14 protein-coding genes are annotated in these 14,200 nt (G+C 66.5%); 5 read left to right on the top strand and 9 right to left on the bottom strand.

The genetic code is table 11. The features are described 5' to 3' along the window. Both EB084_08555 and EB084_08560 read left to right on the top strand, forming a co-directional pair. Positions 1-999 (top strand): hypothetical protein (locus EB084_08555; GenBank protein NDD28297.1); only part of this gene is annotated, 999 nt, incomplete at its 5' end. Between the two features lie 257 nt (positions 1,000-1,256). Next, entirely contained in the window at positions 1,257-2,675 is a 1,419-nt protein-coding gene (locus EB084_08560) for a hypothetical protein (GenBank protein ID NDD28298.1), read from the top strand. Positions 2,676-2,751: 76 nt separating this feature from the next. Here the strand turns inward: EB084_08560 and EB084_08565 are convergent, their stop codons facing one another. Together EB084_08565 and EB084_08570 are read right to left on the bottom strand one after the other, a co-directional pair. Next, positions 2,752-3,675, bottom strand: coding sequence for an LLM class flavin-dependent oxidoreductase (locus EB084_08565; GenBank protein ID NDD28299.1), 924 nt, complete (start codon positions 3,673-3,675; stop codon positions 2,752-2,754). A 128-nt stretch (positions 3,676-3,803) separates the two neighbouring features. Beyond that, complete coding sequence (locus EB084_08570) at positions 3,804-4,460, bottom strand: hypothetical protein (GenBank protein NDD28300.1); 657 nt, start codon at positions 4,458-4,460, stop codon at positions 3,804-3,806. 258 nt (positions 4,461-4,718) lie between these two features. On the opposite strand from EB084_08570, the gene EB084_08575 reads away from it, so the two are divergent. Both EB084_08575 and EB084_08580 read left to right on the top strand, forming a co-directional pair. Continuing rightward, positions 4,719-6,905 carry a hypothetical protein gene (locus EB084_08575; GenBank protein ID NDD28301.1) on the top strand — a complete coding sequence of 729 codons (2,187 nt, stop codon included), beginning with the start codon at positions 4,719-4,721 and terminating at the stop codon, positions 6,903-6,905. A 53-nt stretch (positions 6,906-6,958) separates the two neighbouring features. Further along, entirely contained in the window at positions 6,959-8,158 is a 1,200-nt protein-coding gene (locus EB084_08580) for a PilT/PilU family type 4a pilus ATPase (protein NDD28302.1), read from the top strand. A gap of 84 nt (positions 8,159-8,242) precedes the next feature. On the opposite strand, the gene EB084_08585 is transcribed toward EB084_08580, so the two are convergent. The 5 genes from EB084_08585 to glpE form a co-directional block, all read right to left on the bottom strand. Continuing rightward, positions 8,243-8,725: a hypothetical protein gene (locus EB084_08585; GenBank protein ID NDD28303.1), complete on the bottom strand. Its 483-nt coding sequence runs from the start codon at positions 8,723-8,725 to the stop codon at positions 8,243-8,245. After that, the gene (locus tag EB084_08590; protein ID NDD28304.1) at positions 8,680-9,009 is read right to left on the bottom strand and encodes a hypothetical protein; all 330 of its coding nucleotides are present in this window, start codon (positions 9,007-9,009) and stop codon (positions 8,680-8,682) included. Before EB084_08590 ends, EB084_08585 begins: the two co-directional genes overlap by 46 nt. Positions 9,010-9,389: 380 nt before the next feature. After that, a complete protein-coding gene (locus EB084_08595; protein ID NDD28305.1) occupies positions 9,390-10,256 on the bottom strand; it encodes a VCBS repeat-containing protein in 867 nt (288 codons plus the stop codon). Then, a complete protein-coding gene (locus EB084_08600; GenBank protein ID NDD28306.1) occupies positions 9,940-11,181 on the bottom strand; it encodes a VCBS repeat-containing protein in 1,242 nt (413 codons plus the stop codon). Before EB084_08600 ends, EB084_08595 begins: the two co-directional genes overlap by 317 nt. A 169-nt stretch (positions 11,182-11,350) precedes the next feature. After that, positions 11,351-11,653 (bottom strand): thiosulfate sulfurtransferase GlpE, encoded by a 303-nt coding sequence (glpE, locus tag EB084_08605; protein NDD28307.1) that lies wholly within the window; start codon positions 11,651-11,653, stop codon positions 11,351-11,353. Positions 11,654-11,982: 329 nt separating this feature from the next. Here glpE and EB084_08610 point away from each other — a divergent pair, with 329 nt between their 5' ends. Further along, positions 11,983-12,351, top strand: coding sequence for a tetratricopeptide repeat protein (locus EB084_08610; protein ID NDD28308.1), 369 nt, complete (start codon positions 11,983-11,985; stop codon positions 12,349-12,351). Positions 12,352-12,451: 100 nt separating this feature from the next. Here EB084_08610 and EB084_08615 read toward each other — a convergent pair whose 3' ends face one another. Together EB084_08615 and EB084_08620 are read right to left on the bottom strand one after the other, a co-directional pair. Continuing rightward, entirely contained in the window at positions 12,452-12,925 is a 474-nt protein-coding gene (locus EB084_08615) for a hypothetical protein (protein NDD28309.1), read from the bottom strand. Then, on the bottom strand, positions 12,926-14,194 hold the full coding sequence (locus EB084_08620; GenBank protein NDD28310.1) for a hypothetical protein: 1,269 nt from the start codon (positions 14,192-14,194) through the stop codon (positions 12,926-12,928). It lies immediately after the preceding gene. Positions 14,195-14,200: the final 6 nt, after the last annotated feature.

A 14,200-nucleotide genomic window follows, 5' to 3' on the forward strand; every position in this document is an offset into this window, starting at 1 on the left:
CCTCCCGTCGGCATCGCGCTCAGTGTGGTCGAAGCGCTCGTGCTCCCCGCCGTGGTAGACCGCACGGGGGACGCGGCCGAAGGCACCTGGAGCACGTGGAAGCGCGCGGCTGTCGTGGCGGGCATGGTGGGCACAGGGGTGGCGACCGCAACATTTGGCCCGCTGCTGCCGGCCGTCGGCGCGGCGGCGATCTGGATGGCGGTCAACGGCGATCATGCATTGTATCACGCGAGAGAAGACGTTCGGCGTCCGCTTGACGAGGCGGCTGAACACGGTCAGTTTCGCACAGCCTCCCTCTTTCGCGAAGCGGTGAGAGATCGATCGCAGCCAGCCGCGTTCGAGCCCGAGATCGCCGCTGTCGAGGCGCTCGAGGCGGCTGGCTGGCGGGCGGCCAGGAGCCTCTGCGAGTACCGCTTTCATGAGCTGGGGGACGGCCAGTATGTGAGGCTCTTCCCTCCGCAGCGTGGATGCAGAGATATCGTGCGCTTCTCCGATCTTCCGCGTCTCGTCGGAACGTCCGGGGTCACCACGCAGTCTGACCCTGGAGAGACTGCGGCGCACATGCGGGCCATCACGCTTCTCTCTGAAGCGGGTGCTGCCGATGCCAGCTTCCGCTGGAGCAAGCATCTGGGCGCGTTGCTCGACCTCGGCGATACGGCCGTTTCACTCGAGCAGAGCGCCGCGGAGTATGCAAGCCTGCTCTCTGTGCTCGCCCACCGGGGGCAGTCTGACGGCGCGCTCAAGATCTATCGGGCAGTTCGCCGAAGTGTATCCGACGACCCCACCAGCGAGAGCCTCGACGACAAGATGGGCCGAGCGCTCTCGACTGTCGTCTACGGCGGGAGTGTGGATGACGCGCGCCGCGCTGAATCCTCGCCGCGTCGAGAGCGAGGTCACGGTCGAGAAGAGCGAGACGGCCGTGCGCATCGGTTCCCTCGAGCTCCCCGTGCGTCAATGATTGTCACCAGAAAGGGTTCTGTGTCATGCGGGAGCGTGTAGCGATTCAGACATCGATCTCTTATTCGGGAAAGCCTGTTCTCTCGTCTCGGGTGCCTCGCGGCGCAATCGGGGGAAGCGCCGCGCCACGTTCGGTACCCACTCTCTCGGCTGTTCTTCACAGCATGGGCGGCGAGGCCGACAGGATTGCGCTGGGCTCTCAGGGCGGAAATCAAGCCGTATCCACTACGAAGCGGCCGCTGGCTCCCGCGCTCCAGCCCTCGGCCTATGCCCTTCCTCTGAGCGAGAGGCTTCGCGCTGTGCTCGGCGCCTCGCTGTTCTCCGGCGTCGTCGGTCTCATCACCTTTGCCGTTGCCGCGCCGTGGGCACCTTTGGGGATCGCGATGGGCGGGTTGATTGGTCTGGCCATGGCGGGCTCGATTCTGGACAATGCTTCGAGCGACTTCTCATACGACCATCCGAATCTTACCCTGGCTATCAATGCGGGTGCGGCGGTTGCGGTAGGCGCGGCCACTGCCGCGTACGGGCCGCTTGTTCCCGTGGGATTGGTTGCCGCGGGCGTCTTTTCCCAGAGGCTGCTGGAGAATGCAGAGGAGGAGAGGCTGCACCACGGCTATGAGGCTGACGAACTGGCGACGTCCGGTGCGTATCGCACGGCGGGGCTGTTTCGTGAAGCCATACGTCGAACAGGGGCGAGCCCTCATCTCGAGGCCGAGCTGAAGGCGCTCGAGGCGCTCGAGCAGTCGGGGTGGCGATGTACGGCAACGCTGGATCAGTTCGAGGAGCACTGTCGAGCACGGTGGAGTCATCGGCCTCTGTTCGTGGGTCCGGACGACGAACGGGTCGTCGAAGGCCGCGCACGACATCTCGGTCTCTCGGTTCTTCCCCTCCTGGCGGGTCTCGCCGGCGTGGCCCCGCTTCCTGACCAGATGGACGCCGAGCAGGTGAGCCGACTTCTCAAGTGTGTCGATCAGCAGATTCACCTGACGGGCTACGAGGCGCTGCGCGATGAAGGGAAAGCGCTGTGCCGGGAAGCGCGCCTCGTCGATCTGGCGGAGACGATGTTCTGCTTCTCTTCCCACCTGGCTGACATCACGGTTGGGAAGGACGGCCTCTATGTTCCCCTCTCGGACCTCGGAAAGCTCGACCTCGCCACCGCGGTCGAGTCGGCCGCAGCGTTCATCGATGGCTGCCAGCGACAGTCACCAGAGCTCGCGAAAGTGCTCTCCAAGGGGGGGGCGAACAGCTGCGAGGGACTGGTCAAGGCGTTCCGAGCGCAGCCGGAGCAAGCGCGAGAGACGTTCTTTGGCGTGCTCGACACCCTCGCGCGCGCCGGCGCACATTCTCGCGAAACACGGGCGCACGGGGGACTGGTTCGCCACTACGATGCGATGCTCTCTGCGTGTGATCCCGGCGTCCCGCTTGCGCAGAGCGCAAGCGAGTATGCCGCGCTGCTGTCGGCCTGGGTCACGGTGGCCCATGTCGATGAGGTGCCCGCCCTCTATGCCGCGATACGCAAGGCTGTCGTTGCAGACGCGGGCGGCGAGACCTTCGATGTGCGAGCGCAGCGCGCCCTGTCGGTTCTGGCCAGCGGCGGAACCCCCGAAGATGCGCGCAACGCGGCCCTGCGCACGCCAGCCAGCGCCAGTGTAGAGACCATCGAGAAGGGGGCCGACGTCGTGCGCATCGGGGGGGTGGCCGTTCCCGTGCACCACTGAGCCCCCCGCTCGACGCGCGCGCCACGTCAGTGCGCAGGGAAAGCCAGGTACCGTCGGTACGGGCGTGCGTTTCTTGTTACGCCCGCGCCACCACACGCATGGCGGCCTCGAGACCATCGGCGCGCGCGCGCCCCACCACCATGATGGAGGCGATGAGCTGATCTGCGGTCGAGGCCTGCTTGAAGGCGCGCAGCTTCTCGACGCACGCGTCTTCGCTGCCGTGCACCACGATGGCGTCGATCATGCGATCGCTCACCCGCCCGGCGGCACCCTCCGCGTCACCGGCTTCGTCGAGCATGCGGGCGTAGAAGGGCAGCCGGGGATAGATGGCCAGACGCTCTCGCGCGTCGGCACGCACTTGCGTCTCATCTTCGCAGACCGCAAGCATGACGTGGCCGATGAGCGGTGGCGTCTCTCTCCCTGCCTCGCGGGCACCCGCTTCGAGGGCGGTGCGCGCCTTCGAGGCCAGATAGGGGGCGGGGCACACCCAGGCGATGGCTCCGTCGGCGCATGCGCCTGCTGCGGCGAACGAGGCCTCGCGAAGGGCCGAGAGCATGATGGGGACAGCGCTCTTCGGAGCCGCGGGGGCGTGCACGTGAAAGAAATCGCCGTCGAAGTCGACCTTGCCCGAGGTGAATGCCTGTCGCAGAACCGCGATGTACTCGCGCGACTGCGTGAGCGGGCGGGTGAACTCGATACCGTACATGTCAGCCATCAAGGGGGCGTGGCTCGGCCCCACACCCAGGGTGAACCGCCCTGGCGCCAGGGCCTCGATGACCGCGGTCTGCTGCGCCAGCACAACGGGGTGACGCAGCCAGGTGGGAACCACGGCGGTTCCCAGCCTGATTGATCGCGTCTGCGAAGCCGCGACGGCAAGTACCGTCATCTGCTCCTGCGTCCCGCTGGTGAGCCATGCCGCCGAAACGCCGAGGGCCTCGGCGCGGGCGATGGCTTCGAGGGTTGCGAGGGGGCCGTTCTCGTGAAGGGCGATGGTGAACATGCCGAGGTTCTTGGTCTCGTTGCGTCGATCTCCTCTCGCCTGAAATGCGTGCCTTCGCCTTTCGATTGATCACGAGATCGCGCAGGAGGGGTTGCCGCGACCCGGCACCCCGTAGCATGCAAGGGTTTTCACACAGGCTGCCAGCGCGGAGGCAGCGCCGCCCGCGCGGAGACGAGGTAGCTGTTCACATCGTCGAGGCTGCGGTCGACCCACTCGCCGTCGAGGGCGCCCACGGCCATGGCCTGGTGGGCGTTGGCCAGCGTGCTGCTCAGATCAGCGGCGAAGCGTCCCACATCTCGGTTGGTGTCGTCGTGCTCGACCTCGACGAGGTAGGGCTCGAGCCTCGTGGTGAGCGAGCGACAGCCATCGCGCAGGCAGAGCCCCAGATCGCGCACCTCGAACTGGTTCATCTCCTCGGTTCTCTGGCGCGCGTGCTCGAGGTAGTAGCGCGCCGTCGAGGCGCTCGCAGGAAGAACCGCCAGGGCGACATCGATCTGGGCGGCGAGGTCTGCGGTGGTGTCGACGGTCTGCGCGTGCTGGGTGAGGGCGCCTGTAGCCCGCCCATTCGAGGTGGCGGCCATCTCGCGCAGCGCACGGCCCTCGCCGCTGACGTCCTTGCCGGGACCATCGAAGTGGATGGTGTCGATGTGGGGCTTGAACCCGTCGAGGGCCTGTGAGGCCTGTTCGGCCTGCTGGGTGGTGGTTCGGTTTGTGGTTCGGGCCTGGGCGATGTCCGCGATGGCGCGGTCGATGGCCGCGGCCGCGGGGGAAGGGGTCAGCTGCATCGGAGTCACTCCATGTCATGTGAACTCCCGACGCCTCGACGCTCAGGCGCCCAGCGTATCACAACCTGCGGTCGTCGAGATGAACGAGACGTTAACTCCCGGCACCTCGCGCTCGATGGCCGTGCTCTTGCGCGAACGTCTCCGCCATCGCTCTCTGTGCGGGCTTCGTCGATTGACTGTACATTGACGCGGCGTTCAGATCTGTTCTTCGTGGGGCGCTTATAATGCGCCGTCAGCCAGAATCCGGAGGATGTACCCGTGCAGCTGCAAACCCCGCGCACCCTTGGTCAGGCCATCGAACATGATCGGGGAGGGCGATCGCCTCGCATCCCGGGCGAGGCCATCGTCAAGACCCTCGGCCCCCTCGACACCGTTGCTCTCGAGGCGCAGGTTGCGCCGCTGGGCTTCGAGGTGGCCCGGCAGTTTGATCTGTCAGACGAGCAGCGCGAGCGTCTCGGGGGAGACCTCTACCTGGTGCGCGCGAAGGACGTGGCCACCGACGAGGCGCTCGCGCGGCTCACCTCGGCGCGAGGGATCGCGTACGCGGCGCCCAATGATCGCTTGCAGTGCGAGGCCGAGCCGACCTTGTGCGCGACCGATGCCCCCGCTCCAGATCTCGCAACCCCTGCTCCCTCGGCGCAGCCTCGCGTGCCCGATGACCTCGACTCCCGTCTCTGGGGGCTGGCGAACCGCAGTCGTCCGGGCGCAGACGTGCACGCCCTTGACGCGTGGAACATCACCACGGGTCGCCGCGAGGGTGGGCCGGTGGTTGCCGTGCTCGATTCGGGCATCGACTACCGTCACCCCGATCTGGCGGCCAACATGTGGGTGAACCCGGATCCCAAGGCGCCGGATCGCCATGGCTACAGCTTCATCGACAACACCCCGGATCCCATCGATCAGAACATGCACGGCACCCACGTGGCGGGAACCATCGCGGCCGTGGGCAACAACGCCCAGGGCGTCGTGGGCGTGAACTGGGAAGGCCGCCTCATGGCAGTGAAGTTCATGGACGCGGAAGGCCGCGGCACGGTGGCGGGCGCCATCGACGGCATGCTGTACGCCGATCGTCACGGCGCCCGCGTCGTCAACGCGTCGTGGGGCGGGCCGGGGTTCAACCAGGCTGTGTACGACGTGATCAAGAGCTCGCGCGCGCTCTATATCGTGGCGGCGGGCAACAGTTCCACCGACAGCGATCAGCAGCCGGTCTACCCCGCGGCCTACGACCTTCCCAACATCATCTCGGTGGCTGCCTCGTCACCGTCTGACGGGAGACATCGCACCTCGAACTTCGGGCGCGCAACGGTTGACGTCGCGGCGCCCGGAGAGGACATCCTGTCGACGGTTCCCAACGGGGGGTATGAGACCCTCTCGGGAACGTCGATGGCCGCGCCGCATGTTGCCGGCGCGGCGGCGCTGCTGCTCTCGCGGTTCCCCGATCTGACCAATGCGCAGGTCAAGGATCGCATCGTCTACGGCAGCGACCGCGTTGATGCGTGGCAGGGGCTCACGGTATCCGAGGGGCGACTCGATGTGCACCGGGCGCTCGACGACGACACTGCTGCGCCCGCCGCTCTCGGCGCCCTGCGCGCTGACGCGGTGGGGCTGGCGTCGACGGTGCTCTCGTTCACGGCCACGGGTGACGACGGCGCGAAGGGCACGGCGGCGGCCTATGACCTTCGCATCGCCGATCGCCCCATCGCCGTGGGGGCTCCGCGCGCGGGCGAGGTGGCGTTCGAGGCGGCGCCTCGGTTCAGCACCCCCGCGCCCTCGGCCGCCGGGAGCACGGAGCGGGTCATCGTGCGGTTCCCCCCCTCCGAGGCCCAGCGCACGCTGTACGCGGCGCTTCGGGTGTACGACAACGTGGGGAACGTCGCGCCCACCGCGTTTGCCACGGTGAAGGTTCCCGCCGCGAAAGCAAGCTTTTCCGATCGCGAGGCCTCCGCGCCGGGGTGGCAGGCCGACGCTCCCTGGCAGCCGCAGCGCGACGCCTCACGGGGGCGGGTGTGGGCGGCGCTCTCTGACGAGCTGCTGCCCAACGGGCTCGACGCCTCGCTCACCACGCCGCCTCTCGATCTCACGGGGGCTCGTTCGGCGCTGCTCGAGTTCGCCCTGTCGCACAGCCTCGACCGACGCCACGACTTCCTGCTGGTCGAGACGAGCGCAGATGGCGGTCAGTGCTGGACCGAGCGGGCGCGCTACACCGATCGCGGCGACTGGTCGACGCAGCGGCTCGACATCTCTGATCTCGCCGGAACCCGAGGTCTCGTGCGATTCCGCGTGGTCACCGATGACAAGGTTCGCAGCCGAGGCGCAGCGATCGACGACATCGTGGTGTGGACCGCCCTCGCGCAGGGCGATGCTGAACACGTGTCTCCCATTGCGCGTACGCCGCGCGCTCTTGTTCGCGACGCAGACGAGCGCGGCAGGGAGGGAGCGGGCTGAAGCCCGAACCTCTGGGAAGCATGGAAGCTTGAACCTGAAGGGAACGGTGCCCCATGATTCTCGAGCCCGCCGCGGAGAAGGCCTTGATGGAGTGGACGTTCTTTCGCCACGCCATGGAGGAGGGGGCCTCCGACCTCCACATCGTCACCGGCCACCCCCCCATGGCCCAGATCCACGGGCAGGTTGAGAAGTTCGGCGCCGAACCCCTGAGTGCCGACGATGTGCTCAACGTCTTCCAGCTCATCGCCGACCGAACCCTGCGCGGCGATTTCTTTGCGGGGCACACGCAAGATCTAGACTACACCATCGAGCTGCCCGGCCAGCGACGCCGTTTGCGCGTGAACGTGTTCCAGCAGTACACCGGGCTCTCGATGGCGCTTCGCCTGCTGTCGAATCGCCTCAAGACCTTCGAGGAGCTCGGGCTGCCGAAGACCTTCGAGAAGCTGGCGTTCGAGAAATCGGGCCTCGTGCTCGTGACGGGGGGAACCGGCTCGGGCAAGTCGACCACCCTGGTGTCGATGCTGGAGCGCATCAACGAGAAACAGAAGCGCCACGTCATCACCATCGAAGATCCCATCGAGGTGGTCTTCGAGAGCAAGAAGGCGCTCATCGAGCAGCGCGAGATCCCCACCCACGTGCCGGACTTCAGCGTTGCGCTGCGCAGCGCCATGCGCGAGGCGCCGCACGTGATTCTCGTGGGGGAGATCCGCGATTCAGACACGGCCGTGATGACGCTGCGCGCCGCGCAGGTGGGAGCCCTGGTGATGGCCACGCTGCACACCCGGAGCGCGGGTGAGACCATCACGCGATTCCTGTCGATGTTCGCAGACGGCTGGCGAACCGGTGCGCGCGGGCAGCTGGCCGATACGCTACGGGGCATCATGTGCCAGAACCTCGTGCCCATGAAGAACGGTCGCGGGCGTGTGGTCGCGGCCGAGGTGCTTATGGGCACCACCGCCGCAAAGCATCTCATTCGCGACGACCGCGGGCACCTGTTGCACTCGGTGATGGAGATCGCGTCGACCGATGGCATGATCACCATGGAGCAGTCGCTGTACAAGCTGTTCCAAGATGGTCAGATCGAGCTTCAGACCGCCTTCGACAACTGCAACGACAAGCAGGCGTTCCTCGCGCAGGTGACCCCCGAGCAGCAGAAGAGCCTGCTCATCGAGTGGGAGACCGAGCTCGAGCTCAAGAACCTCGAACGGGTCAAAGAGGCCAAGGTGCGCCAGGCGCAGGTTCGCCAGCTCTAGGTCTGTTTCGGGCGGTATTTCTTTTCGCGGTCAGCGTCGCCGCTGCTGCGCACGTTCAGCAGTCGAACCTCGTCGGCGGGGTTGTCAGGCAGACGGATCCTTGCGCTTGCGCACTTTGATGCCGCCCACCACGACCTCCTCGCCGCCCATCTCGACGCGGCCCTCCTTCTTGGCGGGGAGCGTCGCGAGTCGCAGGCTCTCGTCGAGGTCGCTGTCGAGGGCGATGCTCTGGGTCACGCGCGCCAGCAGGTCGCTGAGAGGCACGTCGCGGTGCGCGTCGTGGAAGGTGAGGATGCGCCTCGCGTAGCCCTTCGGCAGGCCGCGCAGGAGGTCGAGGTTGGCGATGCGCTCGTCGGGGCAGACTCTCGCGTCGGTCGCGGCGTTCACCATGCCGTGAAGGAAGGGGAGGTTGCCGGGCCCCTCCGCCTGCAGGATGGACAGCACGTTCGCGATGGGGCCCACGCCGAGCTTCGAAACCAGCGTCCCCACCACGTCGACCAGGCCGTCGAACGAGGGTGTGTTCAGGTGGGGACCGAGCACCGGCCACAGCATCGACGCCGCCAGCACCCCGCCAACCTTCTTCGACACCTGCTCCACCGCGTGCAGGGCGTGGACGGATTGGTCAACCACCCCGTGAAGAGCAGGTCGTCCTCGGTGCGGGCGGTGAGCCGGTGGTGGGTCTTCACCGTGACGGGCGTCGACGGGAGGAACTGGTAGGCGCTGTAGGCGTTCAGGCTGGCGTTGCGCGTATCGAGCCGGGCCCCGCTCTTCTCCAGATCGAGGAAGGTCTGCGCCAGCACCGCGTGCGGCAGCGACTGCGGGGTCTGGGTGCCGTAGAAGGCGTCGAGCACGGTCAGATCGGCGGCTCCCCGAACCGCGTGGAAGTCGGACTGGCGGGCCGCCTCCAGCGCCCTGCCCCGCAGCGCAAGCTTCGCGGCCTGCCGGGGGGTGGGGCGGCGCCGGAAAGCGTGGCCTGGTCGGGCGCGAGCGCTGGCGCGGACTGGGGCGCGCTGGCCGACCGCGCCGGCGAGGGGAGGAGACGAGAGACGGGACGCACCTGCATATACTGCACGACACGGAAAGCCGCGAGAAAAATCCTGAACGCGCCAGGCGGAGGAGCCAGGGGAGGTGCTCTTCCCCTGAAAACCTTCTGATGCCGCGTCTTGAAAGTCGGTCTCTGCTCCAGCGATAGCGTCGGACGCGGCCCTCGCAAGAAGCGCGCAGAACCGTTTCAGTCGTGCAGCAGCACCGAGACGGAGTTCTGGATTGCGTTGGCCGTGACGATGTCGATCTTGCCGTCTTTGTTGAGATCGGCGAGGGCGACCGAGGTGGGCAGTTCAGGCGAGGTGCCCACGACGAAGTTCTGCGCGGCCTCGAACGTGCCGTCGCCGTTGCCCAGCAGCACCCAGACGTTTGCGTCGTAAGCGTCGCCGTAGACGATGTCGGGCTTGCCGTCGGCGTTGAGGTCGGCGATGCTCACGGTCGCGGCTTGTGCCGCCGACGCCACGGGAATGAACGTCTGGCCCTTGAAGGTGCCGTTGCCATTCCCCAGCAGCACCGAGAGGCTGTTGCTGGTGTTGTTGGTGGTCACGATGTCGAGCTTGCCGTCGAGGTTGACGTCGGCGACGGCGACACTGTTTGGGGTGCCCCCGGTGCCGAAGGCCTGTGGGGCCTTGAAGCTGCCATTGCCGTTGCCCAGCAGCACCGAAACGGTTGCGCCGTTGGCATCTGCGGTGATGATGTCGAGGTGACCATCGCCATTGACGTCGGCGGTGACGATCTCAAACGGGCTCTTTCCCGCGGCGAAGGTCTGCGCAGCCTTGAAGCTGCCGTTGCCGTTGCCCAGCAGCACCGACACGTTGTTGCTGATGAAGTTGGAGACGACGACATCGATGTAGCCGTCGCCGTTGACGTCGGCGGTGGTGAATGTTCTGCGCGGTCTTGAACGTCCCGTCGCCTTCGCCCTGCAGTACCGAGACCGAGTTGCCGTAGCTCGCGATGACGATGTCGAGCTTGTTGTCGCCGTTGAAATCACCGACGGCGACACCGTACGGGGTGGCTCCCACGGCCAGGGTCTGGATTGCGTTGAACGTTCCATCACCGTTGCCCAGCAGTACCGAGACGGTAGAAGCATCGCGGTTGGTCACGGCCAGGTCGAGATTCCCGTCGTTGTTGAAATCACCGACGCTGACGGAGACCGGAGAGGTTCCCGTGGAATACTGCTTTGCTGTCGCGTACGCCAGCGGAATCGGATTGGCGACGAAGCTCACGCTGCTCGTGCCGCTCTGCAGTCCGCTCGACGAGGCCTGCAGGGTGTAGGATCCGGAGATGCTCATCTGCAGGTCGTTGAAGGTGGCCACGCCCGCCACAGCGTTGCGCGTGGTGGTGCCCAGCAGCACCGCACCGGGCGGCGTTGTGCCCAGGGCGACGGTGATGGAGCCGGTGAAGCTGGTGACCCGGTTTCCGCTGGCGTCGATGGCCTCGACCTGGGGCGCTGGGGTGATGGGGGTGAGAGCCTGCGCACCCGCAACGCGTGCCGTGGGCTGCTGCGCGAACCGGAGGGCGACGGCCACGGGCACCACGGGCGTTGGGGTGGGAACGGCGGCCGGGAGGGAATCGGTGAGCGGGCTCCCCGGACCCAGCGAACCGCTGCCGGTGGCGCAGCCGCTGAGCAGTCCCACCAGCGAGATGCCCGCGAGCCAGAGGCCCACGACGCCCAGCGCGATGCTCCCAGTGGCGCCCTGCGCAACTGCGCATCCCCCAAGCAGGAGAGCCACACCTCCAAGAAGGGTGAGGGTCACAACGGCTCGTCTCTGAATGAAGCCGCGAATCGCCGAGATGCGTGGGCTGCGTCGCTGTTGCACGGGTTGAGGCCTCCAGTACCCAAACTGGGGAAAGAGTTTGGACTGTACGCGCTCTACTCTCGAGATTCCTTTGTGAGTGGCGAGCTTCGCCGCCTTGCTGGGTGCCTGGAGGCGCTTGTCTCGCGGCAGCGATTGCTGCCACTGGCGTCCACCGAACATGCTCTCGCGTCAGCGCACGGCCTGCGCGATTGATCGTGCGGCGCGTTCTCGGCCACGACCCCCTTGAAGGGGCTGTCGAGGGGCAGGTCGGGGGCGGCCACGCCATGTTGGCCGCGCGCGTCTTTCCCGATGGGGGCCCGTTCGAGACAGGCCTTGGGAAGGAAGCAGTCTATTCCGCGGTGGCCCGCCAGGCCTCGAAGCCGCCGCTCATGCTCGAGACGTCGGTGAACCCCTGCTCGGTGAAGTACGCGGCGCCCCCGAGGCTGCTGAACCCGTGATAGCAGTAGACCACCAGCGGGCGCGTCTTGTCGGCGGACGAGACGAACGCGTCGACCTCGCCGTCGTTCACGTGAATGGCGCCGGGGATGTGCGCCTCCTCGTAGGCCCATGGGTCGCGCACATCGACGAACGTGGCCGAGCCCTGCGCGACAAGATGTCTCGCGTCTTCCACCGTGATCTCGCGGACGTCCATGGGGAGGCTCCTTCTGCACGCGGCATCTCTGGGCACCGCATCACCAAGGACAGTGTTGTACTGCCTGAAAGGCGGGGTTGGCAAGGAGGCCGCCGCTGCTCGAGGCATCTCCCGGGCAGTCGAAACGAGGAGGGGTGAAAATTTCTCTCGTTGTCAGAAGTGTTCGGGGCAGTGTCGGACAATGCAATGGCATGAAGGGTCCACGCGACAGCACGTTCGCGCACCACCGGAGCGATGGGCAGACTCAATGCCCCGCTGCTCTCGTGTTGCGCGCTGTGAGCGAGTGCGTGTTCAGCGACGGTCCCGAAACACGGTAGCGGAGGACGACCATGATCGACGTAAGTGACGACGCGGTGATTCGGGGAGAGGATCTGATCGAGAGCGGTGATCTCGATGGCGCGTATGCGCTGACGATGGGAGTGACGCAGCACCAGCCAGAGAATGCGCGGGCATTCAACAACCTCGGTGTCATCTGTCATCTGCAGGGGCGCAACGAGATGGCGGCAGAAGCGCTGTCGCGAGCGCTCGCGCTCGACCCCACGCCGGACACAGCCGTCAATCTCTTTCACGTCTACATGGCCATGGGTTCGTTCGAGCGCATCAAAGCGTTCCTGACCGAGCAACAGGATCTGTGGCGCCCGCAGGATCTGGCCGAGATCAACCTCCGTCTCGAGGCATTCAAGGCGTCGCGACAGTAGGCTGCCGACTGCACCGCTGCCCACGCCGATGTGTCTATTGGCGCTGGGTCGGCGGGTCTCGATCTGCGGCTGCACCACGGCACAGGCCGCGGTGAGGCCATCAATCTTTCCAGAAAATCCGCTCCGCCTCTCGGCGCACCACGATGAGGGTGTTCTCGAGCGCGTCCTCGAACGTCTCTCCCATCTTCAGCATGAGGTCGCCGAAAGACAGGTAGACCCGACCGTCTTCCGCCACGAGGAGCAATCCCTGCCCGCCATGCTCAGCGACAGGCGAGAGGCGCACCCCCAGCTGGTTCTCCCAGTCTTGAATGACATCATACTCTCCCAGAGCGGCATCGTCCGGATTGAACACCAGCTCGTCGGCACGCATCAGTGACCCCGGTGCTATGGGGGGCGGCGTGATTGTGAGCAGTCCGAAGTTCTCCAGTATGCGAATCGCCTCCGGCACCATGGTCCACCCATCGTCGGTGAGCGCTTTCACAATGTGTTTCATCGACACCCTACGCGTCGGGTACCAACCGGCCCCGTCGAGTACTTTCGTAACGAAATCAGAGAACATGACCGATTCCTCCATTCACAGTTTGGGATGATACTTGAGGCCGAGCTCGCTCAATACGGGAGCGCAGCCGCTGCAGGGCTTGTGCGCGGATGCGTGACTCGGGGAGTTCACCCCGCGTACCTTTGCCGTCTGGACGTGCCCACCCTTCAGCGCGGTGCGGGCCTGGCGAACCGTGGTGATGGCTTTGCCGCTCGCCTTCTCGGCCCCTCGTAGCGCTTCGCTCACGGCCTCCATCTCGGCGCAGTGGCCTCCGTAGATGTTGCGGTATTCCCGCGTCAGCTGGTCCACGACCGGATGGCGCGGGCTGGTGTATGACGATCGCCCCGTAAAAGTGGCGCCTTTCGCGGTCTCGATCGAGGCCACCGTCTTTGGGCGATTGCCTTTGGGAAGGGTGGCGCGGGCCGTGTCCGCTAGCGCCTCGATGTTCACCCGGCTTCGTGGGCTGGCCAGGTCTTCGAGGGGCGCGGTGAGAATCGCGTCAGCCCGCGTGTAGGCTCGGCTCACCGCCTGCCCGACCGGCGTGTTACAGGCTGCCTGGCAGGTCTTTCCCACCGCCTTCATGCCCTGAGAGACCATCGGTGCGTATCGCGCCAGCGCGGGAACTCTCGCCACGGCTGCGGTTACGTTGGCCGTGGTGACGAAGGAAGCCTTGCGCGCCAGGGCATTCAAGGGACGCTTGGGCAGGAAGCCCGCGGGCATGGTGTTGAGCATCAGTGTGCCCGAAAAATCGCCGAACTCCCGGCCGAACCCGCGTACATCGCCTCGGTTCAGCGCGGCGTCCATCTTGTCTGCGGACGTCCGCACCCAGGAATATACCTTGCCTGCGGTTTCGTTCGGATTCGTGATGGCGTGGCCCAGCCCCCTGACGGTGTTGATGGGGTGGGCCACGGCGCTCAGCCCGCCCACGACGAAGGATCGGGTTGCCTCCAGACCGCCCTCTCCAGCGCCCAACAAGAACCGGGGAACCTGGGTGACCGCGTCTCTCGCCCGCTCGTCGAGGGTGTAGCGGGGCTGCGCTCCTTCAAGCGTGCTGTGCTGCAGCTGCTGGCGCTGGCGCGCCTGGCTGCTCTGATAGGCGCGTGGTGTCGCGTGCGTGCGTGCCTCGAGGTCGAGGGCGCGTTGCAGGCGCGGCGCGAGCTCGCGCGTGTCGCCGTGGGTGCTTGCATCTGATCCTGCAATCGTGGCCCGCTCCTGGTGGAGCATGCGGTGCGCGGCCACGCGTGAGGCTTCGTACTGCTCGGCGTTGCGAAACCCCGCGGCCGACAGCTGTGGCCTGCTCGGCATGGCGGC

The sequence above is a fragment of the Pseudomonadota bacterium genome (genome assembly GCA_010028905.1).
Lineage (GTDB): Bacteria > Vulcanimicrobiota > Xenobia > RGZZ01 > RGZZ01 > RGZZ01.

What these genes read in the sequence shown, in the direction of transcription:
- EB084_08610 (NDD28308.1), top strand. Translation starts at nt 11,983, where the DNA reads ATGATCGACGTAAGTGACGACGCGGTGATTCGGGGAGAGGATCTGATC.
- EB084_08580 (NDD28302.1), top strand. Translation starts at nt 6,959, where the DNA reads ATGATTCTCGAGCCCGCCGCGGAGAAGGCCTTGATGGAGTGGACGTTC.
- EB084_08615 (NDD28309.1), bottom strand. Translation starts at nt 12,925, where the DNA reads ATGGAGGAATCGGTCATGTTCTCTGATTTCGTTACGAAAGTACTCGAC.
- EB084_08600 (NDD28306.1), bottom strand. Translation starts at nt 11,181, where the DNA reads ATGTTCGGTGGACGCCAGTGGCAGCAATCGCTGCCGCGAGACAAGCGC.
- EB084_08565 (NDD28299.1), bottom strand. Translation starts at nt 3,675, where the DNA reads ATGTTCACCATCGCCCTTCACGAGAACGGCCCCCTCGCAACCCTCGAA.
- EB084_08570 (NDD28300.1), bottom strand. Translation starts at nt 4,460, where the DNA reads ATGCAGCTGACCCCTTCCCCCGCGGCCGCGGCCATCGACCGCGCCATC.
- glpE (NDD28307.1), bottom strand. Translation starts at nt 11,653, where the DNA reads ATGGACGTCCGCGAGATCACGGTGGAAGACGCGAGACATCTTGTCGCG.
- EB084_08595 (NDD28305.1), bottom strand. Translation starts at nt 10,256, where the DNA reads ATGGAACGTTCAACGCAATCCAGACCCTGGCCGTGGGAGCCACCCCGT.
- EB084_08620 (NDD28310.1), bottom strand. Translation starts at nt 14,194, where the DNA reads ATGCCGAGCAGGCCACAGCTGTCGGCCGCGGGGTTTCGCAACGCCGAG.